At 47.8% G+C, this 23,175-nt stretch carries 25 protein-coding genes; 19 read left to right on the top strand and 6 right to left on the bottom strand.

What is annotated here, in order from left to right; genetic code table 11:
- Positions 1–20: 20 nt before the first annotated feature.
- The 4 genes from AAX10_RS09585 to AAX10_RS09570 are packed head-to-tail and all read left to right on the top strand — an operon-like array spanning position 21 to position 3,531.
- Positions 21–2,846 carry a lactoferrin/transferrin family TonB-dependent receptor gene (locus AAX10_RS09585; protein WP_080947165.1) on the top strand — a complete coding sequence of 942 codons (2,826 nt, stop codon included), beginning with the start codon at positions 21–23 and terminating at the stop codon, positions 2,844–2,846.
- A 6-nt stretch (positions 2,847–2,852) separates the two neighbouring features.
- Positions 2,853–3,041 carry a hypothetical protein gene (locus tag AAX10_RS09580; protein WP_046700481.1) on the top strand — a complete coding sequence of 63 codons (189 nt, stop codon included), beginning with the start codon at positions 2,853–2,855 and terminating at the stop codon, positions 3,039–3,041.
- 42 nt (positions 3,042–3,083) lie between these two features.
- A complete protein-coding gene (locus AAX10_RS09575; RefSeq protein WP_046700480.1) occupies positions 3,084–3,341 on the top strand; it encodes a thioredoxin domain-containing protein in 258 nt (85 codons plus the stop codon).
- Positions 3,313–3,531, top strand: coding sequence for a hypothetical protein (locus tag AAX10_RS09570; protein WP_149038894.1), 219 nt, complete (start codon positions 3,313–3,315; stop codon positions 3,529–3,531). Before AAX10_RS09575 ends, AAX10_RS09570 begins: the two co-directional genes overlap by 29 nt.
- A 43-nt stretch (positions 3,532–3,574) precedes the next feature.
- Here AAX10_RS09570 and AAX10_RS09565 read toward each other — a convergent pair whose 3' ends face one another.
- Both AAX10_RS09565 and AAX10_RS09560 read right to left on the bottom strand, forming a co-directional pair.
- Positions 3,575–3,799 carry a hypothetical protein gene (locus AAX10_RS09565; protein WP_149038893.1) on the bottom strand — a complete coding sequence of 75 codons (225 nt, stop codon included), beginning with the start codon at positions 3,797–3,799 and terminating at the stop codon, positions 3,575–3,577.
- A 4-nt stretch (positions 3,800–3,803) separates the two neighbouring features.
- Positions 3,804–4,091: a lipoprotein N-acyltransferase Lnb domain-containing protein gene (locus tag AAX10_RS09560; RefSeq protein ID WP_149038892.1), complete on the bottom strand. Its 288-nt coding sequence runs from the start codon at positions 4,089–4,091 to the stop codon at positions 3,804–3,806.
- Between the two features lie 13 nt (positions 4,092–4,104).
- On the opposite strand from AAX10_RS09560, the gene AAX10_RS09550 reads away from it, so the two are divergent.
- From AAX10_RS09550 to AAX10_RS09525, 6 genes are all read left to right on the top strand, one after another.
- Positions 4,105–4,581 carry a hypothetical protein gene (locus AAX10_RS09550; RefSeq protein ID WP_226997858.1) on the top strand — a complete coding sequence of 159 codons (477 nt, stop codon included), beginning with the start codon at positions 4,105–4,107 and terminating at the stop codon, positions 4,579–4,581.
- A 239-nt stretch (positions 4,582–4,820) separates the two neighbouring features.
- The gene (gene parE / locus AAX10_RS09545) at positions 4,821–6,713 is read left to right on the top strand and encodes a DNA topoisomerase IV subunit B (protein WP_046700479.1); all 1,893 of its coding nucleotides are present in this window, start codon (positions 4,821–4,823) and stop codon (positions 6,711–6,713) included.
- A 1-nt stretch (position 6,714) separates the two neighbouring features.
- Positions 6,715–7,326 (top strand): lysophospholipid acyltransferase family protein, encoded by a 612-nt coding sequence (locus tag AAX10_RS09540; protein ID WP_046700478.1) that lies wholly within the window; start codon positions 6,715–6,717, stop codon positions 7,324–7,326.
- Positions 7,327–7,754: 428 nt separating this feature from the next.
- Positions 7,755–8,099 (top strand): hypothetical protein, encoded by a 345-nt coding sequence (locus AAX10_RS09535; RefSeq protein ID WP_149038889.1) that lies wholly within the window; start codon positions 7,755–7,757, stop codon positions 8,097–8,099.
- Between the two features lie 44 nt (positions 8,100–8,143).
- Positions 8,144–8,590, top strand: coding sequence for an NfeD family protein (locus AAX10_RS09530; protein ID WP_036366930.1), 447 nt, complete (start codon positions 8,144–8,146; stop codon positions 8,588–8,590).
- A 54-nt stretch (positions 8,591–8,644) separates the two neighbouring features.
- The gene (locus AAX10_RS09525; RefSeq protein WP_036366933.1) at positions 8,645–9,505 is read left to right on the top strand and encodes an SPFH domain-containing protein; all 861 of its coding nucleotides are present in this window, start codon (positions 8,645–8,647) and stop codon (positions 9,503–9,505) included.
- Between the two features lie 101 nt (positions 9,506–9,606).
- On the opposite strand, the gene AAX10_RS09520 is transcribed toward AAX10_RS09525, so the two are convergent.
- From AAX10_RS09520 to AAX10_RS09510, 3 genes are read right to left on the bottom strand one after another with little or no spacing between them, the layout of a single operon-like run.
- Positions 9,607–10,602 carry a TAXI family TRAP transporter solute-binding subunit gene (locus AAX10_RS09520; RefSeq protein ID WP_046700477.1) on the bottom strand — a complete coding sequence of 332 codons (996 nt, stop codon included), beginning with the start codon at positions 10,600–10,602 and terminating at the stop codon, positions 9,607–9,609.
- Positions 10,603–10,662: 60 nt separating this feature from the next.
- Complete coding sequence (locus AAX10_RS09515) at positions 10,663–11,895, bottom strand: CaiB/BaiF CoA transferase family protein (protein ID WP_046700476.1); 1,233 nt, start codon at positions 11,893–11,895, stop codon at positions 10,663–10,665.
- 17 nt (positions 11,896–11,912) lie between these two features.
- Positions 11,913–13,115, bottom strand: a complete 1,203-nt coding sequence (locus AAX10_RS09510) for an acyl-CoA dehydrogenase (protein WP_046700475.1) — start codon at positions 13,113–13,115, stop codon at positions 11,913–11,915.
- Positions 13,116–13,361: 246 nt separating this feature from the next.
- On the opposite strand from AAX10_RS09510, the gene AAX10_RS09505 reads away from it, so the two are divergent.
- Positions 13,362–14,285 carry a LysR substrate-binding domain-containing protein gene (locus tag AAX10_RS09505; protein ID WP_046700719.1) on the top strand — a complete coding sequence of 308 codons (924 nt, stop codon included), beginning with the start codon at positions 13,362–13,364 and terminating at the stop codon, positions 14,283–14,285.
- Positions 14,286–14,319: 34 nt separating this feature from the next.
- On the opposite strand, the gene AAX10_RS09500 is transcribed toward AAX10_RS09505, so the two are convergent.
- The gene (locus AAX10_RS09500; protein WP_046700474.1) at positions 14,320–15,729 is read right to left on the bottom strand and encodes a phosphohexomutase domain-containing protein; all 1,410 of its coding nucleotides are present in this window, start codon (positions 15,727–15,729) and stop codon (positions 14,320–14,322) included.
- A gap of 185 nt (positions 15,730–15,914) precedes the next feature.
- Between AAX10_RS09500 and cysK the strand changes: the two genes are divergently transcribed.
- The 8 genes from cysK to rapZ all read left to right on the top strand — a co-directional run bounded on the left by cysK (position 15,915) and on the right by rapZ (position 23,155).
- The gene (gene cysK, locus AAX10_RS09495; protein ID WP_046700473.1) at positions 15,915–16,844 is read left to right on the top strand and encodes a cysteine synthase A; all 930 of its coding nucleotides are present in this window, start codon (positions 15,915–15,917) and stop codon (positions 16,842–16,844) included.
- A gap of 69 nt (positions 16,845–16,913) precedes the next feature.
- Positions 16,914–17,741 carry a nucleoside triphosphate pyrophosphohydrolase gene (mazG, locus tag AAX10_RS09490; protein WP_046700472.1) on the top strand — a complete coding sequence of 276 codons (828 nt, stop codon included), beginning with the start codon at positions 16,914–16,916 and terminating at the stop codon, positions 17,739–17,741.
- Positions 17,725–18,078 (top strand): ComEA family DNA-binding protein, encoded by a 354-nt coding sequence (locus AAX10_RS09485; RefSeq protein WP_052585420.1) that lies wholly within the window; start codon positions 17,725–17,727, stop codon positions 18,076–18,078. Before mazG ends, AAX10_RS09485 begins: the two co-directional genes overlap by 17 nt.
- Before the next feature lie 104 nt (positions 18,079–18,182).
- Positions 18,183–19,985 (top strand): polynucleotide adenylyltransferase PcnB, encoded by a 1,803-nt coding sequence (gene pcnB, locus AAX10_RS09480; protein WP_046700471.1) that lies wholly within the window; start codon positions 18,183–18,185, stop codon positions 19,983–19,985.
- A gap of 29 nt (positions 19,986–20,014) precedes the next feature.
- The gene (gene folK, locus AAX10_RS09475; protein WP_046700470.1) at positions 20,015–20,515 is read left to right on the top strand and encodes a 2-amino-4-hydroxy-6-hydroxymethyldihydropteridine diphosphokinase; all 501 of its coding nucleotides are present in this window, start codon (positions 20,015–20,017) and stop codon (positions 20,513–20,515) included.
- A gap of 59 nt (positions 20,516–20,574) precedes the next feature.
- Positions 20,575–21,396: a 3-methyl-2-oxobutanoate hydroxymethyltransferase gene (panB, locus tag AAX10_RS09470; RefSeq protein ID WP_046700469.1), complete on the top strand. Its 822-nt coding sequence runs from the start codon at positions 20,575–20,577 to the stop codon at positions 21,394–21,396.
- Between the two features lie 19 nt (positions 21,397–21,415).
- Complete coding sequence (gene panC / locus AAX10_RS09465; protein WP_046700468.1) at positions 21,416–22,267, top strand: pantoate--beta-alanine ligase; 852 nt, start codon at positions 21,416–21,418, stop codon at positions 22,265–22,267.
- Positions 22,268–22,276: 9 nt separating this feature from the next.
- Positions 22,277–23,155 carry an RNase adapter RapZ gene (rapZ, locus tag AAX10_RS09460; RefSeq protein WP_036366959.1) on the top strand — a complete coding sequence of 293 codons (879 nt, stop codon included), beginning with the start codon at positions 22,277–22,279 and terminating at the stop codon, positions 23,153–23,155.
- Positions 23,156–23,175 lie beyond the last annotated feature (20 nt).

Below are 23,175 nucleotides of genomic sequence, written 5' to 3'. Positions count from 1 at the left end.
AAACATCACAGGGACATCGCATGAGCCGTTTAGTCAAAAACTCATTCACTCAACACAATAAACCCACTTTGTTGTGTGTTGCCATCGGCATGGTGTTGTTTGGCATGCCGACCTTTGCCAACACCACTGAGCCACAGGTAGAACTTGAAGGCATGACAATCACCATCAAGCCCCAAGCCACCCGCAAAAGCAACGAAATTACAGGGCTGGGTAAAGTCGTTAAACGCCCCAATGACATCGATAAGGAGTTGGTGCTGGACATTCGTGATTTGACACGCTACGACCCCGGTATCAGCGTGGTAGAACAAGGACGAGGAGCAACCTCAGGCTACGCCATGCGTGGCGTGGACAAAAACCGTGTTGCCATCATGGTGGATGGCTTAAACCAAGCCCAATCCTACCTCGCCCTAAAAACTGAGGCAAACGGTGGTGCCATCAACGAAATCGAATACGAAAACATCAAAAGCATTGAGCTTAGCAAAGGAGCAAGTTCGGCAGAGTACGGCTCTGGAGCGTTGGGTGGTGCGGTCGGTTTTGTCAGTAAGGACAGTAGCGACATCATCAAAGATGGAAAGCAGTGGGGCTTTGACAGCAAAACAGCATACAGTAGCAAAAACAACCAATGGATGCAGTCCTTAGCAGGGGCATTTAAGACAGGTAGTTTTGACAACCTACTCATCTACACCCACAAAGAAGGACAAGAAACTAAAGGCCACAAAGCCCTCGAGAGTTATCAGTACAGTTATCAGCCACTCACAGGATATTTTGACCGTTATGCACTCACAGGTCAGCCCGATGAGCGTGGCTATACCTACTATCTCATCAAAGATGACTGCCCCACCCTAGATTGTCCCGCTTTGCCACGAGCCAACATCAATCGTGAGCGGATTATCACACGTACCTCACCCGCCCTAACCGCTGACGAAAAAGCTCAAACACAAGCAATGGCATACCAAACCCACACCATTAGCACCAAAGATTATACAGGGGTTGACCGTATCCACGCCAACCCAATGGATTATAAAAGCCAATCCATCTTTTATAAAGCAGGCTATGACCTAAGCGACCGTCATCGCATTGGGGCGGTGCTTGAACACACCAAACAGCGGTACAACATCCAAGACATGACCCTGCCTGCTTACTACACCAAAGACAGTATTGGCAAACAATCTCTCACCCAAGGCAGTATCAATGCCGAAACAGGGCTTGCGGTAGGCAACGCAGGCATTGCTGATGTGATGGGCAGCCCTTTGAGTGGTCTGGTGTTTAATGGTGGCTTGAATGGTAACTGGGGAGCAAGATATAGCAATATCCGCTTTTTTGATGAATTACACAAAAAAGACCGAGTGGGCTTGTTTTATCAATATAAAAACCTCAATCGCAATGGTTGGATTGATAAAGCCAAAGTCAGCCTAGACCACCAATCGCTTGGTTTGGATAGCCAAATGCACCGCATGCGTTGCCAAGATTATCCCAACATGGGTCGTTGCCAAGCCAGTATCGATAAACCATGGTCGTGGTCAGGTACGGAAAACAACCACTATAAAGAGCGTTTGACGCTTGGACAGCTTAGCTTTGATAAAGTCATCAGCACCGCCAAAGCCCAGCACCGTCTTAATACACTCGTTGGATTTGGTAACGTCAAATCCAACCTCGAACGAGGGGCATTGGCATTTTCGTATGCCTCAGGAGGTTACAACCACGTTTATACACAAGGGCATAATGGCTCTTATGATAAACCACACATCTATGAGCGTGTGCCAGTAACCATGCAACACGGCACAGCGTGCGATGACAGCCGTACCGACAACAACAGTTGCCAACCACGCAACATCACAGGCAAACACGCCTTTATCGCCCTAAAAGACCATATTTATTTTGGCGATAAAGTTGATTTGGGCTTGGGTGTGCGTTATGACAATCATCGCTTTGACACCGATGACGACTGGACGGCGGTGGATGATTATAAAAACTGGTCATATAACGCAGGTCTCACTGTACGTCCGACTGACTATTTGGCGTTGTCTTATCGCTACTCAAACGGTTTTAGAGTACCAGCGTTTTATGAAATGTATGGCGTACGTACAGGGTCAAGCGGTGCATTGTCTAATGACACTTTTGCCAATCGCACCGCCCCACGCCCCGAAAAATCCACCAACCAAGAATTTGGGGTGGGCGTGCAAGGTCAGTTTGGCGTGCTTGAAGTCAGTTACTTTCAAAACCGTTATAAGGATTTGATTGCCAAAGCCGATGTCAAAGGCATCCATACGCACAGCGATTTTTATAACATGCAAGACATCACCCTAAATGGCGTGAACGTACTTGGCAAAATCGACTGGTATGGGGTTTATAACAAACTGCCAGACGGTCTGTATTCAAACATCGCTTATAACGAAGTCAAAGTCAAAGACCGCCACGTCTATGACGGCTTTACGCTAACCACCGACCCCATTTTAGATGCCATTCAGCCTGCTCGTGTGGTGGCAGGGATTGGTTATGATGCTCCCAGTGGCAAGTGGGGCTTTAACCACAGTTTGACTTATTCCAAAGCCAAAAATCCCGATGAGCTGACAGGTAGCACATATTATGGCAAAGACATTGCAGTGGCAATAGATTCTAAAAGCTCCAAAAACTGGTACACACATGATTTGACAGGGTATTTTATGCCCCACAAAAACATCACCGTACGAGCAGGGGTTTATAATATCATGGATTATAAATACAGCACGTGGGAGAGCGTTCGTCAGTCATCCATCAATGCCGTCAACCAAGATACAGGCACAAGCCGCGCTCGCTATGGGGCGACAGGTCGCAACTACAAGGTGGCGGTGGAGATGAAGTTTTGATTGGTAATGACCCAAACAAGTGCCACAATCAAACATCGCACACCAAAAACCCAGCGTGAAGTTGGGTTTTTGCCAATACTAGGAGTATGTTATGCACACTTATATCTCAGCACCACTTCGCCTTATACCCGCATTTTGCTCATGATTGCTAAGCTTGAGCAAGTGGATTTGTCATTAAAATTTATCCTACCTTAGGAAAATTCTGCCGAGCTGACCGCCGTTAATTCGTTCAGTCAAGTGCCAGCCCTCCTGCTTGATACGGGCGAAGTCATCACCGAGACACCGCTCATCATTCAAGCCATCGCCCCACAGGTCTATGCCAACACCACCACCGATTTGCCAAACATCGCCAAGGCCTTTGAGATTTTGGCACAGGGCGTGCGTGCGTTTTCTACCGAAAGATTTACCCCAAAAGGACAAAAGTTGCACCCCTTTGTGGCACGATCCACCGCTGTTACAGACCACTTTGCCAAACCTGCCTACCTTGTCGGCTGACAGCACCGCTTGGGGAGACAGGGTGCTGATGTCAGCACTCATTTGGATTGGTGTGCGATTGCCCCATATTTTTGAGACGCTGAGCGACGCCAACAAGCAAGCAGTTCATGACTTCCACCAAAGCCCGCTCATGCAAAAACTCAAGACTAATGTGCTTGAAAATCAGCCGAGTCGGGTGGGGGATTTGTAATTCCACCAAAAAAACCGCCACATCTCATATATGGCGGTTTTTGTCATTTAGGTTGCGTGGGCAATCCCTGTCTTATCAATCTTGAAAACTCATCGCTATCCATGTCGGTTTTGGTCAAATACGCCACATAAGGACTGGCGTGTGCCATCGCCTGCCATTCATCAGCCGTATAACGAGTGCCAATTACCTGTTCATCAAGCAAATATTCGGGCAACAAGCCTGCTAATAACGCCCGATAATCAATGGGAATTGGTTCAATCTGTGCCATCATATCAAAAAATGAGCGTGGTGCAATTGCTGGTTAAGGTATTGTACCATTTTGCTCCATGGTTTAATTCTTTGCCTTTTTCTAGGTATAATAAAAACAGCTTTTGAATGCTTTGTTTTGATAAATTAACAGGATAAATATAAACATCTTCGCCCCGCACATTGATACGGGTATAAATCAAATCCTTTTCATCGCCCGCCACTAGCCCCAGCTCAAATTGACGAAAAACTCTCGTGCGACTCTTTGCGAATTTCAATGGAAAAGCTAAGTTTGCTCCCATCTTTAAAGCCAAAACTTGCCATTGTATGCACGACTTTTTTAAGTCCACACTCAGAGATGATGACATCAAAACTGTCAAGCTCGCTTGGGTGATATTCACAAGTTTCCCAATGAATGTCGTATTTGTCGGTGTCGTACCAGTGAAAATTGCGTACATTGTGCAAAGTAATGACATCGCCTTGTCGTTCAAACTGGATAATTTTGACGACTTCATCGTGCCAAATGCGGTCGTTTTTGGCAGGCATCGCAAAAAACAAATAAGCCCCAGCCCAAAACACCTCAAATACACCGCCAAATCAGTCCGCCGTCTAAACACCGCCCGTGTGATAAAAAATCCCATCAGACTCATCGCCAAACACGCCCAAAACACCATAAATGCCTTTGTCCCCACATCGCCAAAGGGCTTGCGCCTACAGGGTAAGAAGCAGCCAAATGCTTGTCGCCCCCATAAACAGCGTAAAGACAATCAAAATCAGCCACAACAAAAGCACGGATCAGCATAAAACTAAAGGCTTGCACCTTGACGGGCAAGGCTTGGACAGGGGCGTTTTTGCGCAGGCGGTGAGGCATGGGACTAGATGATTGATAAAAAAGCCATTATAATAAATTTGCCCCTTTTCAAAAAGAATAATAACATCGAGTTTTGATGGGTAAGTTTTGTTACTTTGTGTAGAAGTCCAACATTCCCAACACCGCCAAAATCGGTTACAATACTTTAATTTTATCGATTCATAAAAGCACAATGACCAAATACACCACCCAAAACCTAGAAGTCCTAGAAGGGCTAGAACCCGTCCGCCGTCGCCCTGGTATGTACACTGACACCACACGCCCCAACCACCTTGCGGCAGAAGTCATTGACAACTCGGTGGACGAAGCGTTGGCAGGACACGCCAAGCACATCACTGTTACCCTGCACGCTGACGGCTCGCTGTCGGTACTTGATGACGGACGGGGTATGCCTACCGACATTCACCCTGAATTTAATCAGTCGGGCGTGGAGCTCATCTTGACACGCCTGCACGCAGGGGGCAAGTTTAGCACGGACAATTATGCCATTAGTGGCGGTCTGCATGGTGTGGGTATCAGCGTGGTTAATGCTTTATCCAAGCGTGTGGAAGTCATCGTTTGGCGAGACGGCACGCAGTATCAGATGAGTTTTGAGAATGGCGTACCGACAACACCCCTAATCCATGAGCCGTCCCCTAGTAAGAAAAAACGTGGCACACAGGTGCGATTTTGGGTAGATGAGCAGTATTTTGACAATCCCAAATTCTCAATTAAATCTTTAAAACACAACCTAAAAGCCAAGGCCGTGCTATCAGCAGGGTTAAAAATTGACTTCGTGAGTGAGCCCGAACCGTCCGACAGCGAAAGCTGGCAATACACAGACGGCGTGGTGCAGTATTTGACCGAGCAGCTTGGCGAGCTTGCCATTATCCCTGATAAGCCATTTTATTTTAGCCAAGAACCAACAGGGGGCGAACGTGGTGGGGCGACTTTTGCCATAGCGTGGCTACCCGAATCAGGCACGCCCATCACGGAAAGCTATGTAAACCTTATCCCTACCGCACAAGGCGGTACGCACGTCAATGGGCTACGCACAGGCATTACGGACGCCTTGCGTGAGTTTTGTGAAATTCATAGTCTTTTGCCCAGAAACGTCCGCCTAACTGCCGATGACGTGTGGGACGGGGTCAATTATATTTTGTCCTTAAAATTTGCCGAGCCGCAGTTTAGCGGTCAAACCAAAGAACGCCTATCAAGTCGTGAAGCGTCCCCACTCGTGCAGACCCTTGCCAAAGACGCATTTAGTCTGTGGCTAAACGCCCACCCCGACACCGCCAAAGCCATTGCCGAGCTTGCCATTAGTAAAGCTGGTAAACGGCTCAAATCCGCCCAAAAAGTCGCCCGCAAAAAAATCACCCAAGGCCCTGCCTTACCGGGGAAACTAGCCGATTGTAAGGGCGAATTTAAGGACGGAGCGGAGCTGTTTTTGGTGGAGGGCGACAGTGCAGGCGGGTCTGCCAAACAAGCCCGAGACCGCCATTTTCAGGCGATACTGCCCCTGCGTGGCAAAATCCTAAACACATGGGAGGTTTCACACGACACCGTATTATCCAGCCAAGAGATACACGACATTGCCATTGCCATAGGGGTAGACCCAGCGTCTGATGACTTATCCGAATTACGCTATGACAAAATCTGTATCCTAGCGGACGCAGACTCGGACGGTTTGCACATTGCCACGCTAATTTGTGCGTTGTTTGTCAAGCATTTTCGTTCGCTTGTGGAAGCAGGGCATTTGTTTGTCGCCATGCCCCCACTGTATCGCATTGACATTGGCAAGGACGTGCATTATGCCTTGGACGATGATGAATTAAACGCCATCTTGAAAAAAACCAAATCCAAAGGCAAACCGCAAATCACCCGCTTTAAGGGCTTGGGCGAGATGAACCCCGACCATTTGCGTGAGACGACCATGAACCCTGATACTCGACGTTTGGTACAGCTTGACATTGATGATTTTACTTCGACAAGTAGCGTTATGGACATGCTTTTGGCAAAGAAACGAGCGTCCGACCGCAAGGCGTGGCTAGAAAGTAAGGGTGATTTGGCGAATTTGGCGGTGTAAGATGCAGCCGTTATCTCATGTCGATCTTGGCGATCGTGTACCCAAAAGGTGTGGTAGAATTACCCTAAAGATAGCACGCTTATTTAATCGGCTCACGGGTTGGCGAACCGTGGGGCAGATACCGAACATCGATCAGGCTGTGGTAATCGGTGCGCCGCACACCTCCAACTTAGATGGCGTGTACGCGCTGCCGCTACTGGTCGAACTTGGTGTGGATATTAAGATATTGGCAAAAAAAGAGCTGTTCGGCGTGCCAATCCTATCGCAGTTCCTGACGTGGGTAGGGGTCATGCCCATCGATAGAGGCAAGAAAGGTTCGGTGCTTCAAGCGAATATTGAACGCTTCGCCACCAAAGAGCCGCTATTTCTAGGGCTGGCACCAGAAGGAACCCGAACGCGCACGGATAAATGGAAAACGGGATTTTATTATCTGGCGGTGGGCGCAGGCGTGCCAATCATTCCTGCGGCGCTTGATTATCGCATGAAGACGCTGCAATTTTTGCCGCCGTTCTACCCGACGGGCGATATTGAGCAAGACTTGCCGAAAATTTATGCCTACTTTCAAGACATCACCCCAAAACACCCGCATCATTTCAACGTACCTTTACAATAATAATACACTCGTAAACCCAAATTTAAAATACAATCAAGTGTCTTGCTAAGAACTGGCAAATCCATTATGGTATTTTATATCCATTTTAGGGGTGTTTTGAAACGTGTTGCCTTAACTTGTGCGCTTCGAGCAGTTTTGTTGTCTGGTTGTGCGACGTCATCTTTGCTTAATGATACACGCACCACCTAGGCCCAAAACAAAACAACGACACTGATCGATGATCGCGTTGTGGCGTTCGGTAGCCCTGCAGCTAAGTCAGGCGTAGCATCGAGCAGGTGGTTATCGCTGGTGAAAAATAAAGCTACGTCCTAACTGAAGGCGGCACGAAGCTTGTCAATCTGCTTACCAAGCTAGAGCCTAAGAACATCACCGTTGATAATGCATTGGAATTTTATTCTGGTAATAAAAACGGTAAATCCGCGGGCACGATGAAGTTATCCTATGCGCGCCTACAAGACGAGTTTAAGCGCAGCGACATGCAGTTCTTCATCCAAAATGGTGCAAAAGAATGCAAAAGCGAGAGCGATACTCGCATGAACGCACAGCGTTTTTGCTTTGATGTACCATTAAAAGGCGCGGTATATCCGCAGGTCAGCAACTTCGATCTGGTGCGCTCGCAGTTGCGTCCGCTGACTCGTCCTTATAGCGTGTCGATTTATACGAATACCCAAATAACCACGAATGGTGGTTGTACAGGCGCTGAGAAATTGGTACTATTGCCTTTTGTGCTTGATGTGGTGACGCTCCCTGTTTGGGTATTGGGCGTGTTGTAATTGAGCATCAGCCACCGCAATATAATGAATTTTAGGGATTTATGATGACGATAGAACCTTGGTATTGGTTGGTATTTGGCGTGATCTTGGCGATCGCTGAGATGTTTGTGCCGACTTTCTTTATGTTGTGGTTTGGGGCGGCGGCGATTATTGTGGCGCTGCTGTCTTGGCTATTAGGTCTGTCTGTAACGGTATCGGTGTTGCTGTGGTTGGTGTTGTCGGTGCTATTTTGTGCCCTGTGGTTTAAATTTATTCAGCCACGCATCAAGAATCGCACCAAGGCAGGGCTTGGCGGCGCAACCATCATTGGTGAGATTGGCATCATCATTGAGCCTACAGACGGCACTCGTGGCAGGATTCGCTTCAACATACCACAGCTTGGCTCAAGCGAGTGGATGTGTCGCACTCATGACGATGAAGTTATCGCGGTGGGTGAGCGTGCCGTGGTGAAGCGCATTGTCGGCAATGAGCTGTTTGTCGGTAAGCGCTAAGCAATAGTTCCACGTGGAACACTAATTATGACAGTAAAAAGATAGGATACAGAGATGTTTGAATTCGGTAGTGTGTTGATTGTATTGATTATTTTTGTGGTATTTACCATCTTTAAAGGGGTGCGTATGGTATCACAAGGCGAAAAATGGATCGTACAGCGACTGGGTAAATACCATCAGACGCTAGAACCGGGGCTTAATTTTATCATTCCTTATGTTGATAGTGTCGCCTATAAAGTCACCACCAAAGACATCGTGCTGGACGTGCCAAGCCAAGAAGTCATCACCCGCGATAACGTCGTCATTATCGCCAATGCGGTGGCGTACATCAATATCGTTCAGCCTGCGCATGCGGTGTACGGTATCGAGGATTATGAGCATGGTATTCGCAATCTGGTGCAGACTTCCCTGCGTTCGATCATCGGCGAGATGGATCTGGACAACGCTTTATCAAGCCGAGATCAGATCAAAGCACAGCTCAAACACGCCATCTCTGACGACATCAGTGACTGGGGCATCACCCTAAAAACCGTAGAAATCCAAGACATCAAACCATCACCCACCATGCAAATGGCGATGGAAGAGCAGGCAGCAGCAGAGCGTCAGCGCCGTGCGATGGTAACGCGCGCCGACGGTCAAAAACAAGCGGCAATCCTAGAGGCGGATGGTCGTCTTGAGGCTTCACGCCGCGATGCTGAGGCACAAGTAGTCTTGGCGCGTGGTTCAGAAGAGTCAATTCGTCTGATCTCATCTGCGATGGATGGCAAAGAGATGCCTGTGGTCTATCTATTGGGTGAGCAGTACATTAAGGCAATGAACGAGATGGCACAATCGGACAATGCTAAAACCGTTGTACTGCCTGCCGACATTCTAAACACTGTTAAGGGTTTGGTGGGCGATAAACTTAAATCCTAATGCCAAAAGTTATCTGATTTTGGATTTTAATTTTATCGCAGCTAAACAAAATGACCACAGGGTAGTCCTTGTGGTCATTTTTAATTCTTGATTAATTAGGGCTATTTGTTTGCAGTCACTTCATCATAGTATCGCTGTGCGCCAGGATGTAGCGGTGCGATGAGGTTTTGCTGTGCGTTTTCAACCTGAATGTCGTTGGCGGCCTGATGGGCGTTTTGAAGTTTGTTTAGGTTTTCAAATAAAGCCTTGGTTAATGTATAGACGTCATCGTCACTTAGGTCGCTGCGCACCACGAGTGTGTTTAAGATGGCGGCGGTTGGTATGTCCTTGCCATTACCGTACATGCCTTTGGGGATTGTCTCAGTCACAAAAAAAGTCTTGGTTTTGGCTACCTCGATCAGCTTGTCGGTAGGGATGGCGATGAGCTTTAGATCAAAGCCTTGCTGCAATTCCATCAAGGATGAATTGGGCATGCCACTGGTAAAAAATGCCGCATCCAATTTGCCTGATTTTAAACCATCAGCCGCTTCAGCAAAGCCCAGATAATCAGGTCTGATGTCTTTATAAGTAATTCCAAAGCCCTCAAGCAAGGTTCGTGTGGACAGCTCTACACCTGAGCCGTGTGCCCCGACGGCAATGCGCTTGCCACGAAGATCTTCGATGGAGCTGATGTTGCTTTTGCTGGATGCGACGATCTGCACATAGTTAGGGTATAGTGCTGCGACTGAGCGTACATTTTCCACTTTCTTTTGGAAGCTGCCCACGCCCATCATGGCATCATTGAGTGAGTCGTTCATCACGAACGCCATTTCAAGTTTCTTTTGGTTGATCAAATTAAGATTCTCGACAGATGCGCCTGTGGTTTGGGTCTTTGAATTGACGCCAAACTTTTGGGCGTATAATTCTGAGAGTGAAGTCCCGATGATGTTGAATGGGCCAGAGGCACCACCTGTGCCAATGGTTAAAAACTTGGTTTGTAATTGACCGGCGGTTTGGCTTTGGGTGGCTTGTACGCTGGATTCACTTTTTTCGCCCTGGCAGGCAGCAAGGCAGCCGGCAAATACTGCGATGGTGATAAGTTTGGTCATTAGTTTCATGGTTAACTCCTTGTAAAATTCATAAAACGATTTCATTGTAGCATTTAAAGTACGTTGTCATTAATCCTTGCGTAAATTCTCGATGATGCCTTGCTCCTGTAATGAATGTAATTGATCCTGATTGCAAAACGAAGCTAACACCTCAAAAGTATGCTCGCCCAACTGCGGAGGAGCAAGGTGATAAGTCACGGGCGTATCAGACAGGCGAATGGGCGATCCAATGGTTTTAAAGTCCTTATTGAGGTTATGCGGTATATTGACCACCATGCCCCGATGATGAATCTGCGGCTCATTAAGCGCCTCTTTGATGTTATTAATCAGCCCGACGGGGACTTTGGCGGCATGAATGCGATCAACCCAATGTTTGGCATTTTGGGTCAAAAAATGCGCCGAGAGTTGTTCAATCAGCTCATCTCGATGCTTAACCCGATCTTGGTTTTTAAGGTATTTATCAGTACTAACAAGCTTGGGCAATCCAACCGCCAAACACAGATCGACGAACTGCTTATCGTTACCACAGGCGATTATGAATGATTTGTCTTTCGCCTTGAATGTCTGATAGGGCACGATGTTGGGGTGCTTATTGCCCATGCGTTTTGGCACATTGCCAGAGCTTAGGTAATTCATGCCCTGATTGGCCAAGGTGGCAACTTGCACATCCAGAAGAGAAATATCAATATGCTGACCCTGCTGCGTGTAAGACCGTGCCAGCAGTGCTGCCTGAATGGCAATCGTGGCATACAGGCCAGTTTGGATGTCCACGAGTGCCACACCAACTTTCTGCGGACCGCCGCCTACCACATCGTCTGCCTCGCCGGTTACACTCATAAGTCCCGACATGCCCTGAATGATAAAATCATAACCCGGCTCATCGGCTCTAGGACCGTCCTGCCCAAAGCCTGTGATTGAGCAATAAACAAGCCGCGGATTAATCTGACGCAATGAGTCGTAGTCTAGGCCGTATTTTTTGAGAGAGCCGACTTTGTAGTTTTCGACGACCACATCCACGTCTTTGGCGATTTCATGTATCAATGCCTGACCTTGAGGATGGGTGATGTCAATGGCGATAGAGCGCTTATTTCGATTGGCGCATTGAAAATAGCCTGATTCACGGGTCTGATTGCCTTGGTTGTCAGGCATCCAAGGCGGTCCCCATGTGCGAGTGTCATCGCCATAACGAGGTCGTTCCACTTTAATGACATCAGCACCAAGATCTGCCAAAATCTGACTACACCACGGCCCTGCCAGTACCCGACTTAGGTCGAGTACTTTAATCCCTTGTAATGCGTGCATGGCAAGCTCCTTGCTGACTAATTACAGAACGCAGCGATGCCCGTCTGTGCCCGCCCTAGAATGAGCGCGTGGATGTCATGCGTGCCTTCGTAGGTATTCACCACCTCAAGGTTCACTAAGTGGCGCGCCACACCAAATTCATCGCTGATGCCGTTGCCACCCATCATGTCGCGTGCTGTTCGGGCGATGTCTAATGCCTTACCGCAGTTATTGCGCTTGATAAGCGATGTTCCTTCGACCGCAGCGATGCCTTCATCTTTCATCCTCCCGAAGCGCAGCGCAACCTGTAGTCCTAAGGCAATCTCGGTTTGCATGTCGGCCAGTTTCTTTTGGATAAGCTGGTTAGCAGCCAGAGGACGACCGAATTGTTTGCGATCTAGTGTGTATTGACGTGCGGTGTGCCAACAGAATTCTGCCGCACCCATCGCACCCCAAGCAATGCCATAGCGAGCACTGTTAAGGCAGGTGAAAGGACCTTTTAGGCCGCGAATGTCAGGAAAAGTATTCTCTTTGGGTACAAACACATTGTCCATCACAATCTCGCCTGTGATCGAGGCGCGTAGTCCAACCTTGCCATGAATGGCAGGTGCAGACAGACCCTCCCATCCTTTTTCTAGGATAAAGCCGCGAATGTCGCCTGGTGCGCCCGACTCAGAAACTTCCTTTGCCCAGACGACGAACACATCAGCGATCGGGCTGTTGGTGATCCACATCTTTGAGCCTGTTAGGCGGTAGCCGCCATCGACTTTTTTGGCGCGTGTAATCATGCTGCCAGGGTCTGAGCCGTGATCTGGTTCGGTCAGACCAAAGCAGCCAATATATTCGCCTGTGGCAAGTTTGGGTAGGTATTTTTGTTTTTGTGCCTCGGTGCCAAATTCATTAATAGGCACCATGACCAGAGAGCTTTGCACGCTTGCCATCGAGCGATAGCCAGAATCTACGCGTTCAATTTCACGAGCGATCAGACCGTAGCTGACATAGTTTAGCCCCGCGCCGCCATATTGTTCGCCAATGGTAGGGCCCAATAGTCCAAGCTCGCCCATCTCACGAAATATGCTTTCATCGGTTTTTTCGTGGCGAAATTGCTCTAGAACTCTGGGCTGTAATTTTGATTGACAATAATCATGCGCGACCTTTTGAATCATTCGCTCTTCTTCGGTGAGTTGCGCTTCTAATAAGAAAGGATCTTCCCAGTTGAATGTGACTTTTGTGCTAGCCATGTGTGCCTCCGATGCATTAATGAGTGTGGGATTGGAAGTTTTATAATATTGAGAGAACCGAAAAATTTCAAACGAGTAATTTTCATCAAGGTATGATTTTTATACATATCTTAAACGGTAAAACCTAGTATTTACCCATTATTTTGACTAAAATACAAATAAATACTAGGTCTTGAGACATTAAATATATTCTTGTATGTGTTTTTGGCATATCATTCAGCGGACGAATTTACAGCGGAAGAATTTATGAAGCGATCGATTCCTTCTTTGCAAAGCTTATTATGCTTTGAGGCAGTTGCCAAACATGGCAGCCACACGCACGCGGCGCAGGCACTATTTATGACCCAAAGTGCGGTGTCCAGACAGGTCAAGCAACTAGGAGAATTCTTGGGTGTGGCGCTGTTTGTCAGAACCAAGCATGGTGTGGAGCTCACGACAGCGGGCAAAATGTACCTAAAGAGTGTCACTTCGCATCTGCTCGGACTTGAGCGATCAACGGTTGATTTGATGAATCATAAAGGTCTTGGCGGTGTTCTAAAATTGGGCGTGGTGCCGACGTTCGCGACCCGCTGGCTTTTGCCAAAATTACAAGACTTCAATGAACGACATCCTAAGATTAATCTGCATCTAGAGACGAGCACGAAGCCTTTTTTGTTTAGTGAGAACATATTCGATGCGGCAATTTTTGCAGGCACGCCGCAGCAGATTCGCCAATGGCCAGGGGTGCAGGCACATCATCTGATGGATGAGTCACTTGTGCTGGTGGCATCGCCTAAACTGCTGATCGAGCGTTTTGGAGAGTCGGTGATAGCGGCGAATGGCGAGTGCGACTTGGCGGATGATGAATTGTCCAAAATGCCTCTATTGCAGCAGACGACCAGACCGACCATCTGGCAGGAATGGTTCTTGGCAAATCATATCGATCATTACAGTCCTTTTAGTGGACAACGCTATGAGCTGTTCTCGATGTTGGCAGTGGCAGCAGCACAAGGAATGGGCATGGCGCTCATCCCTAGGATGCTCATCGAGCAGGAGCTGCAATCAGGGCAGCTCCTCATTATATCCGACAAAACTTTAGTCAGCCATCGAGCTTATTACATCGTGCACGCCAATCAAGACATCTCACCCATGGTGGATAGTTTTGTCAAATGGGTTAAATCCTATTTATAAAAAAAAGACCCAATATTATGGGTCTTTTCATGGCTTAGTGATTGGCGCTCACCGCACCGCATTCATCTAGTATTGTTAAAATTTCATCGGTTCGCTCTTTTAATAGCTCTTTGTCGCCTTTGGTTTCAATGTTTAGGCGAATGAGTGGCTCGGTGTTGGATGAACGTAGATTAAACCGCCAGTTGCCAAAATCTAGGCTTAATCCGTCTAGGGTATTTTTGGTAGGATTTAATGCGTGGTATTTTTGTTCCAAAAGCTCGCCAATCTCGCTCGCGGTTTTTTGTCCCAAGCGAAAATTTAGCTCACCTGAACTTGGAAAATCACTGATATGGCCGTTTACAAGCTCGGATAGGGTTTTACCTGTTACTGATAACAGCTCAATCACCAGTAGCCACACAATCATACCGCTATCACAATAGGCGAAATCACGAAAATAATGATGAGCTGACATCTCCCCGCCATAAATCGCTCCCGTCTCACGCATGACTTGCTTGATGAACGAATGCCCCGATTTGCTGATGGCAGGCGTACCGCCATTTTGGGCGATGACGTTCTCGGTGTTATAAATCACTCGGGGGTCATAGACGATGCTCTCGCCTTGATGTTTTTTCAAAAACACTTCGGCAAGCATGCCCACGATGTATGAGCCTTCGATAAACCGCCCATGTTCATCAAACAAAAAACATCTGTCAAAATCGCCATCAAAAGCCACACCAAAATCCGCCCCATGAACGATGACCGCGTCCGATGTCGCTTTTTGATTGGCGATAATCATGGGGTTGGGAATGCCGTTTGGGAATGAGCCGTCTGGGGTGTGATAAACTTTGATAAGCTCAATGTTATCGCCAAGACGTTTTTGTAGTTCATCAACCACAGGCCCTGCCGAGCCGTTGCCACTGTTTACCACGATTTTTTTGGGGGTAAATTTGGCGGTATCGGTAAAGCTCATGAGCTTATCAATATAGGCGGTTTTGTCAGTGTTTAGGGTAACCCTGCCTTTGTCTGCCACCACAAATTCGCCACGTTCAGCAATCGTGCGAATGTCCGCCAAACCCGTATCGGCACTGATGGGGCGAGAGTTTTTGCGCACCATTTTTAAGCCATTGTAATTTATGGGGTTGTGGCTTGCGGTTACTTCAATACCACCAATTGCCCCATAATGGCTTGTGGCAAAATAGACTTCTTCGGTGCCAACCATACCCAAATCAATCACGTCCACACCAGCGTCCGTGATGCCGTGAATGGCGGATTGTTTTAGGCTCTCACTAGACGGACGGATGTCCGAGCCGACCACGATGACGGGATTTTCTTTGCCGTCATTAAGATATTGGGCGAACGCTCGTCCGATACGGTAGGCGATGGCGTTGTCGAGATTGACATCAAGTTCGCCACGCACGTCATAGGCTTTAAAGCAGGAGATGGTGATGGGGCTAAAAGCGGTCATAAATTATCCCAAATATGAATATGAAACAGCTTAATTTTATCATGATTTAGCCGTGGATATTGTGAAATTATTTAAATGCCAAAATAGAATAAGGCTTAACATTTTTTACCTATAAATTTTCATAAAAATTTGGTATGCTAACCGTGTATCATTTTAAACCGACAACCTTTAACAAGGGAAATTTTATGAACATTGCCAAAAACATCACCGACCTTATCGGCAACACACCCCTAGTGGAATTAAACCGCCTAAGTGAAGGTTTGCCCGCTCGTGTCGTGGCAAAGTTAGAGTATTTTAACCCCGCAAGCTCGGTCAAAGACCGCATTGCCCTATCCATGATAAACGAAGCCGAAAAAGACGGGCTTATCAATAACGACACCACCATTGTGGAAGCGACATCGGGTAATACAGGCATTGGGCTTGCCATGGTGTGTGCGTCCAAGGGTTATAAACTTGTCATCACCATGCCTGAGAGCATGAGCTTAGAGCGCCGTGCCCTGCTGCGTGCCTATGGGGCAGAGCTTGTATTAACCCCTGCATCAGAGGGTATGGGCGGGGCGATTGCCAAGGCGAACGAGCTTGCCAGTCAAGACGGCTATTTTATGCCACGCCAATTTGACAACCTAGCCAACCCAAAAATCCACCGTGAAACCACCGCCCTAGAAATCTGGAGAGACACAGACGGGCAAGTGGACATCGTGGTGGCAGGGATTGGTACGGGCGGTACGGTTACAGGCGTGGGCGAGGTGCTAAAAGCCAAAAAGGACAGCGTACAAATCGTGGCGGTAGAGCCGTCTGATTCGCCTGTGTTTAGCGGTGGCGAAAAAGGAGCTCATAAATTGCAAGGGCTTGCCCCTGGTTTTGTGCCGAGCATTTTAAACACGGGCATTTATAACGAAGTCATCACGGTTACCACCGATTCCGCCTTTGCCACGGCTCGTCAAATGGCAGAAAAAGAAGGTCTGCTCGTGGGCATCAGTGCAGGGGCGGCGGTATGGTCAGCCCTGCAAGTGGCAAGCCGTCCTGAAAATGCCGGCAAGCTCATCGTGGTGGTGATTCCGTCATCGGGCGAACGTTATTTATCTACAGCCTTGTTCGAAGATTTGGCTCAGTAACCCGCCTAAAATCGATGTGCAAAACCCCATTATCTAGTATAATGGGGTTTATTTTTTTGGATAATAATCATGAATCCGACCAATCAATTCTCTGACCTGTTAGCACTCATGGCGCGCCTTCGCACCGACTGCCCGTGGGACGCCAAACAAACTAACGACAGCCTACAAAAATACGCCATCGAAGAAGTTTTTGAACTCATTGAAGCCATTGCAAGCGATGACAAAAGCCCCCTTGCCACCGATGACATTAAAGGCGAGCTTGGCGATGTGCTTTTGCAAATCATCTTTCATGCGCATCTGTATGCCGAGCAAGGGCGGTTTGACATGGCGGACGTGATTTATACCTTACAAGAAAAACTCATTCGCAGACACCCCCATGTCTTTGACAAAGAAAATCTAAAAACGGACGAAGACGTCAAACGCCGTTGGGATGAGATTAAGCAAATAGAAAACCAAGACCGCCCAAAACGCCTATTATCCGATGTCAAGGCAGGCACGGCGTTAATGACCGCCCAAAACTTACAAAAACAGGCGGGTAAGGTTGGTTTTGATTGGGATAATCTGGGCGGTGTGTTGGAGAAGCTCCAAGAGGAGCTTAGCGAATTAAAAGCAGAATTACCCACGCTTGATTTTAAGTATAAAACAGATAAATTGGATAAAACTCAAAAAGACAAAATCGCAGGCGAGCTTGGCGATGTGCTGTTTGTCTTGACCAACCTTGCTCGTCATTTAGACATTGATGCCGAGATGGCTTTGCAAAATACCAATGCCAAATTTAAACGCCGATTTGCTTTTGTGGAAAAGTCGCTGATGGAGCAGGGCAAAACCTTTGAACAGAGCGATTTGGCAGAGATGGATAACTATTGGGATATGGCAAAAGATGCAGAAAATAAGTAGCTGTGTCATATTGCTATTGATGGTGGTGACGTTACCGAGCTTCGCTCAAGTGCATTCTGTGGGCAATCGCTGCTACGCTGATGCTGTTAGTGCTTATCAGGCGATGAAAAATGAGCAAAGAAATACCAAGAGACTTGGCGAACGCATTAATATCAATACGGCGACCGCGAGTGATTTTTTGACATTGCAGGGGATTGGGGTGAATACGGCAGAGCGCATCATCAAGCATCGCACCCAAATAGGACGATTCCGTCACGTGGATGAGCTGATGCAAGTCAAAGGCATCGGGCAGGCGACGCTTGACAAAAATCGCCATAGGCTAAGCGTTTCGGACTAAATTATCACAAAATGTGTGTTATGTTCGCTTTTTTTGCCAATAACGGTTAAAATAGATGGTTTAAACATAGAAAATAAATTTACAGCCCACAGGGAGAATTCAGCATGGCGCATCAGCCAGCGAACTCTGGGAAATCCAGCAAATCCATAAGAAATAAAAAGCCCAAAAAGAGCCAAAGCTTTGTTACGCATCGTGATAAGGCGCTTGGGGTGAATAAATCTGCCTTGCCGCACAGTATCATTGAGGTGGTGAGCACTTTAAATAAGGCGGGTTTTGAGGCGTACATCGTGGGGGGCGGTGTGCGCGACAGTATTTTGGGGCTTGCACCTAAGGATTTTGATGCAGTGACAAGCGCTCGACCGCATGAGATTAAGGCGATTTTTGGTGGTCGTTGCCGTATTATTGGGCGACGCTTTCAGCTTGCGCACGTCTATTCTGGGCGTGAGATGATTGAGGTGGCGACCTTTCGTGCCCCGCCCAAAGATGACACCCACACCACCGAAGAGGGTATGATTACCCGTGATAATGTGTGGGGTGATATTAATCAAGATTTTGCCCGTCGTGATTTTTCGATCAATGCCTTGTATTATCAGCCAATTAAGGGCGAAATACTTGACTTTTGTGGCGCGATTGACGATGTCCAAAATCGCACGCTGCGCCTGTTAGGCGATGCTAAGACTCGCATCGAAGAGGATCCCGTGCGTCTGCTGCGTGCGCTGCGTTTTAAGGCGAAGTTGGGCTTTGATTTTGATCGTGCTTTGGGTGCGCAGTTCCACGAGGATAATTGGGTGCTGCTTGAGCAGGTATCGGCGCATCGTCTGTATGACGAATCCCAGAAGATGTTCTCAGGAGGTTATCTGACCCCGCTGCTGCCGATTCTGTTCGAGCATGGGGCGATGGATCATCTGATGGCGTATGCGCCAAATGAGCCAACGCCGCTAATGCTTGCCACCGCCATCAATACGGATAAGCGCGTCGGTATGGGTAAGGGAGCTAATCCTGCGTTCTTTTATGCGGTATTGTTGTGGGAAAATTACCTGTATCAGCTGGCCAAGTTTAAGAAAAAAGGCTTGCCATTCCATGAGGCGCAGAGCAAAGCCGCCGCAAAAGTGGTCGATGTGCAGCGCCTAAGAACCGCCATCCCTAAGTTCGCCGAAGAATTCATCACCAGCATTTGGCTCATGCAGCCTAAGCTTGCCAACCCACGCGTCCGTGACATCGTCAATCTAGAGCGCCACCCGAAATTCCGTGCCGCTTTTGATTTTCTTGTGCTGCGTGAGGCGCATGATAGGTACGAGCTGTCCGAATCGACCAATAACATGGGCGTGTGGTGGACACGCTATCAGGATGCCGATGCAGGCACTCGCGCTCAGATGGTAGAGAGCTTTGCCAGTGGTGGCAGTGCGACAGGATTGTCATCACGCAGACGTAATCGTGGCGGCAATACCAGCGATGAGCTACTGCAGCTTCAGCAGTTATCAAGCCGCGATGAAGAGCCCAGCTCTAAGACGCCAAAGCCGTTATTCGTCGTTGATAATGCCGATGAATTTTTGCCAAATAAACCTGAACAACCAGCCAATAGACCCATTCCGCGCCGCCGTGATGTGGTCGTTCCCGTGTTTGAGCAGGTAAATTATGGTGAGGCAGAGTTCTTAAAGCTACTCAATAACGACGAGCCGTACATTCCTGCGACTCGCTATCGTAAGCGTCGCCCATCATCAACGCTGTCAATCAAAGAGCGTGAGCAAGGCATGACTGAAGAGAATGCTCATCAGGCAGCTATCAAGAAACGCACACCAAAACCCAAATCAAAACCAAAAACCGCCAAAGCTCAATCAAGCCATGCGGATGCTCCCAAGCACAGACGGCGTAAAAAATCAAACGCCAAGCCGCGAGCGGGCGAATAGGTGGGCGTGCGAGTCATAAGGCTGACCAGATGAGTAAATTTGTACAGATATACTTAGGACTTGGTGGCAATATCGCCAATGAGCTTGGTGATCCTACGAGTCATATTTTATCGGTGCTCGAATGCCTACAGAGTGATGATCGCTTTATAGAGGTGAGATTGTCATCGCTGTATTCATCAAAGCCATTTGGCGTGATTGATCAGCCTGATTTTGTGAATGCGGTATTGTCTGCCAAGACGAATTTAGACCCCATGAGGCTACTTGATTTTTGCCAAAGTCTTGAAAGCAGCGCAGGACGAGTGCGCCTTAGACGTTGGGGTGAGCGCTCGCTTGATGTGGATGTGCTGCTTTATGATGATCAAATTATCAAAAATGACAGACTGACCGTACCGCATGCAGGCATCTTTGAAAGAAGTTTCGTTTTGGTGCCGCTGCTAGAGCTTAGCCAAGACCTTGTTATCAGTGGTCAAAAAATCAATGATCTGGCATTGGCGCATGATATGTCCGAATTGACAAAAATCACAAACTGATCTTTGTCTCATTTATAAGCGCGTGTCTAAGTACAGACGATTAAAATAAAAGGATGTTTATGAGTTATCTGACCCAAACAGCACCCATCACGTTATCAACCTTAAATAAATACAAAGCCTCTGGCGAGAAGTTTAGCTGCTTGACTTGTTATGATGCCAGCTTTGCCAATCTCATGCAGACAGCGGGCATTGAGGTCATTTTGGTGGGTGACAGCCTTGGCATGGTCGTGCAGGGGCAGTCATCCACACTCCCCGTCACGCTTGGCGACATGGTGTATCACACTGCCAACATCGCCCGAGGTAACAGCCACGCCCTGATTATGGCTGATTTGCCATTCATGAGTTATGCTACTTTAGAAGACGCCATCAATAGCAGCCGTGCGGTGATGCAAGCGGGGGCGAATGTGGTTAAGATAGAAGGGGATGATGGCTTGTGCCAGACCATCTCCGTACTTGCCAAAAATGGCGTACCGGTGTGCGCACATCTGGGACTGACACCGCAGGCGGTGAATGTATTTGGCGGCTATAAAGTACAAGGCAGAACGGATGAACAGGCCAAAAAACTCTTAGATGACTGCCAAAAACTCGTTGAAGCAGGCGCAAGCATGCTGTTATTAGAATGTGTGCCCGCCGCTCTTGCTAAGATGGTTACCCAAAGTGTGAATGTCCCTGTCATTGGCATTGGTGCGGGTGCTGATACGGATGGTCAGGTATTGGTCATGCATGACATGTTGGGCGTTTACACGCGTAAGCCTGCCAAGTTTGTCAAAGACTTCTTGGGTGATGATGCGAACGACAATGGCGTACTTGGCGCGCTTGAGTTGTATCATAAGCAGGTCAAAGAGGGGTCTTTTCCAGCTGCTGAGCACAGTTTCAATTAGCTAGTATTGAGAGAACGACATGCACATTTTCCACAATATCAAAGAATTACAATCAGCTCTGCAGACATGCCGCAAAGATGGCAAAACCATCGCCTTAGTGCCGACCATGGGTAATCTGCATGATGGGCATCTGTCACTTGTAAATATCGCCAAGGAGCATGCTGACATCGTTGTGGCGAGTATCTTTGTGAATCCCACGCAGTTCGGGGTGGGTGAGGATTTTGACAGTTATCCGCGCACGTTGGATGAAGATTGTGCTAAGCTTCGGAGTGTGGCGTGCGACATGGTCTTTGCGCCGAGCGCGGATGAGATGTATCCTACTTATCCGCCGCAGATTCAGGTGCTCTCTGGCGAGATTACCAAGATTCTATGTGGTAAAACTCGCCTGACGCACTTTGACGGTGTGGGATTGGTCGTCAGTAAGCTGTTTAATATTGTGCGTCCTGATGTGGCGATCTTTGGCAAAAAAGACTATCAACAGCTTGCCATCATTCGTAAGCTGAACGATGAGCTAAACTTTGGCATCAAGATCATTGGCGGTGAGATCGTGCGTGCGGATAGCGGTTTGGCATTATCTTCTAGAAATGGCTACCTGACCGCTGATGAATTGGCCGTCGCTCCAAGGCTGCATCAGGCGCTATGTGACTTTGCTGATGAGTTAAGAGCTGATTTTAATATTCTGCGGTTAAACGAGCTTACCCAAAAATATCGCGATCGGATCAATGCTTCAGGATTTACGGTGGATTATCTAGAGGTGCTGACCGATAGACTGAAACCGCCTAGCAATCAAGATAAAAATTTGGTGATTCTAACCGCAAGCAACCTTGGCAAAGCAAGACTGTTGGATAATATCGAAATTCACCTAACCTAAAGGATGATCATGAGCGATTCAATCTCTATCGTTATCGTCTCGGGGCGTTCAGGCTCGGGCAAGACATCGGTATTAAATATCCTAGAGGATTTTGGGTATTATGTGATTGATAATTTGCCATTGTCGTTGGCGGATAGCGCTATTAGGCGGCTAACGCTGGATGATAGCATTCATAAGATCGCGCTTGGGATTGACAGCCGTCTGCCGCTTGCAGATTTATCAAATTTCCCAGTGCTACATCAAGCGCTCATCAAGGAATATGGCCAGCAGGCAGTGACGGTACTGTATGCCACCGCCGAAGAGCGTGTGCTGGTGGCGCGATTTGGTTCGACGAGACGTGTGCATCCTTTGATGGCAACCAAAGGCAACCTACCGAACGCCATCCATAGCGAGATCGCACTGCTTGAACCCATCGCAAGTCTGGCGGACATTAAGATCGATACAAGTTTGCTAAATGTTCACGAATTAAAACAAAAGGTTCGTGATTATCTTGGGTTTGAAAATAAGATTAATGTTAATCTACTGTCCTTTGGTTTTAAGTATGGCGTGCCATTAGATGCTGATCTAGTATTTGACATGAGAATATTACCAAACCCGCATTGGCACGAGGAATTAAGAGCATTGACAGGGCAGGACGACGCAGTAAAAGCCTTCTTCGCTCAATCTTTCGAGGTTGATGAGATGGCAGAGGACATCACAGCCTATCTTCTAAAATGGCTGCCCAAATTTGCAGACAATAATCGCCATAGCATGACGGTTGCCATCGGCTGCACCGGCGGCAAACACCGCTCAGTCTACGTCAGCGAAAAAATAGAAAATGCCTTGGCTCTCGGACTGCCTGAGCATCTAAAGGTGCGCATCAAGCACCGTGAAAAACGCCACTGGTAACCCATTAATAAAAAGAGTAT

The organism is Moraxella bovoculi (genome assembly GCF_000988745.2).
GTDB classification, from domain to species: domain Bacteria; phylum Pseudomonadota; class Gammaproteobacteria; order Pseudomonadales; family Moraxellaceae; genus Moraxella; species Moraxella bovoculi.
The sequence above is the reverse complement of the archived record's forward strand: the minus strand, read 5'-3'. Positions and strand labels throughout refer to the sequence as shown.

Coding starts and splice junctions, on each gene's coding strand:
- AAX10_RS09585 (WP_080947165.1), top strand. CDS start 21: ATGAGCCGTTTAGTCAAAAACTCATTCACTCAACACAATAAACCCACT.
- AAX10_RS09580 (WP_046700481.1), top strand. CDS start 2,853: ATGACCCAAACAAGTGCCACAATCAAACATCGCACACCAAAAACCCAG.
- AAX10_RS09565 (WP_149038893.1), bottom strand. CDS start 3,799: ATGGCACAGATTGAACCAATTCCCATTGATTATCGGGCGTTATTAGCA.
- AAX10_RS09550 (WP_226997858.1), top strand. CDS start 4,105: ATGCACGACTTTTTTAAGTCCACACTCAGAGATGATGACATCAAAACT.
- parE (WP_046700479.1), top strand. CDS start 4,821: ATGACCAAATACACCACCCAAAACCTAGAAGTCCTAGAAGGGCTAGAA.
- AAX10_RS09540 (WP_046700478.1), top strand. CDS start 6,715: ATGCAGCCGTTATCTCATGTCGATCTTGGCGATCGTGTACCCAAAAGG.
- AAX10_RS09535 (WP_149038889.1), top strand. CDS start 7,755: ATGAAGTTATCCTATGCGCGCCTACAAGACGAGTTTAAGCGCAGCGAC.
- AAX10_RS09530 (WP_036366930.1), top strand. CDS start 8,144: ATGACGATAGAACCTTGGTATTGGTTGGTATTTGGCGTGATCTTGGCG.
- AAX10_RS09525 (WP_036366933.1), top strand. CDS start 8,645: ATGTTTGAATTCGGTAGTGTGTTGATTGTATTGATTATTTTTGTGGTA.
- AAX10_RS09520 (WP_046700477.1), bottom strand. CDS start 10,602: ATGAAACTAATGACCAAACTTATCACCATCGCAGTATTTGCCGGCTGC.
- AAX10_RS09515 (WP_046700476.1), bottom strand. CDS start 11,895: ATGCACGCATTACAAGGGATTAAAGTACTCGACCTAAGTCGGGTACTG.
- AAX10_RS09510 (WP_046700475.1), bottom strand. CDS start 13,115: ATGGCTAGCACAAAAGTCACATTCAACTGGGAAGATCCTTTCTTATTA.
- AAX10_RS09505 (WP_046700719.1), top strand. CDS start 13,362: ATGAAGCGATCGATTCCTTCTTTGCAAAGCTTATTATGCTTTGAGGCA.
- AAX10_RS09500 (WP_046700474.1), bottom strand. CDS start 15,729: ATGACCGCTTTTAGCCCCATCACCATCTCCTGCTTTAAAGCCTATGAC.
- cysK (WP_046700473.1), top strand. CDS start 15,915: ATGAACATTGCCAAAAACATCACCGACCTTATCGGCAACACACCCCTA.
- mazG (WP_046700472.1), top strand. CDS start 16,914: ATGAATCCGACCAATCAATTCTCTGACCTGTTAGCACTCATGGCGCGC.
- AAX10_RS09485 (WP_052585420.1), top strand. CDS start 17,725: ATGCAGAAAATAAGTAGCTGTGTCATATTGCTATTGATGGTGGTGACG.
- pcnB (WP_046700471.1), top strand. CDS start 18,183: ATGGCGCATCAGCCAGCGAACTCTGGGAAATCCAGCAAATCCATAAGA.
- folK (WP_046700470.1), top strand. CDS start 20,015: ATGAGTAAATTTGTACAGATATACTTAGGACTTGGTGGCAATATCGCC.
- panB (WP_046700469.1), top strand. CDS start 20,575: ATGAGTTATCTGACCCAAACAGCACCCATCACGTTATCAACCTTAAAT.
- panC (WP_046700468.1), top strand. CDS start 21,416: ATGCACATTTTCCACAATATCAAAGAATTACAATCAGCTCTGCAGACA.
- rapZ (WP_036366959.1), top strand. CDS start 22,277: ATGAGCGATTCAATCTCTATCGTTATCGTCTCGGGGCGTTCAGGCTCG.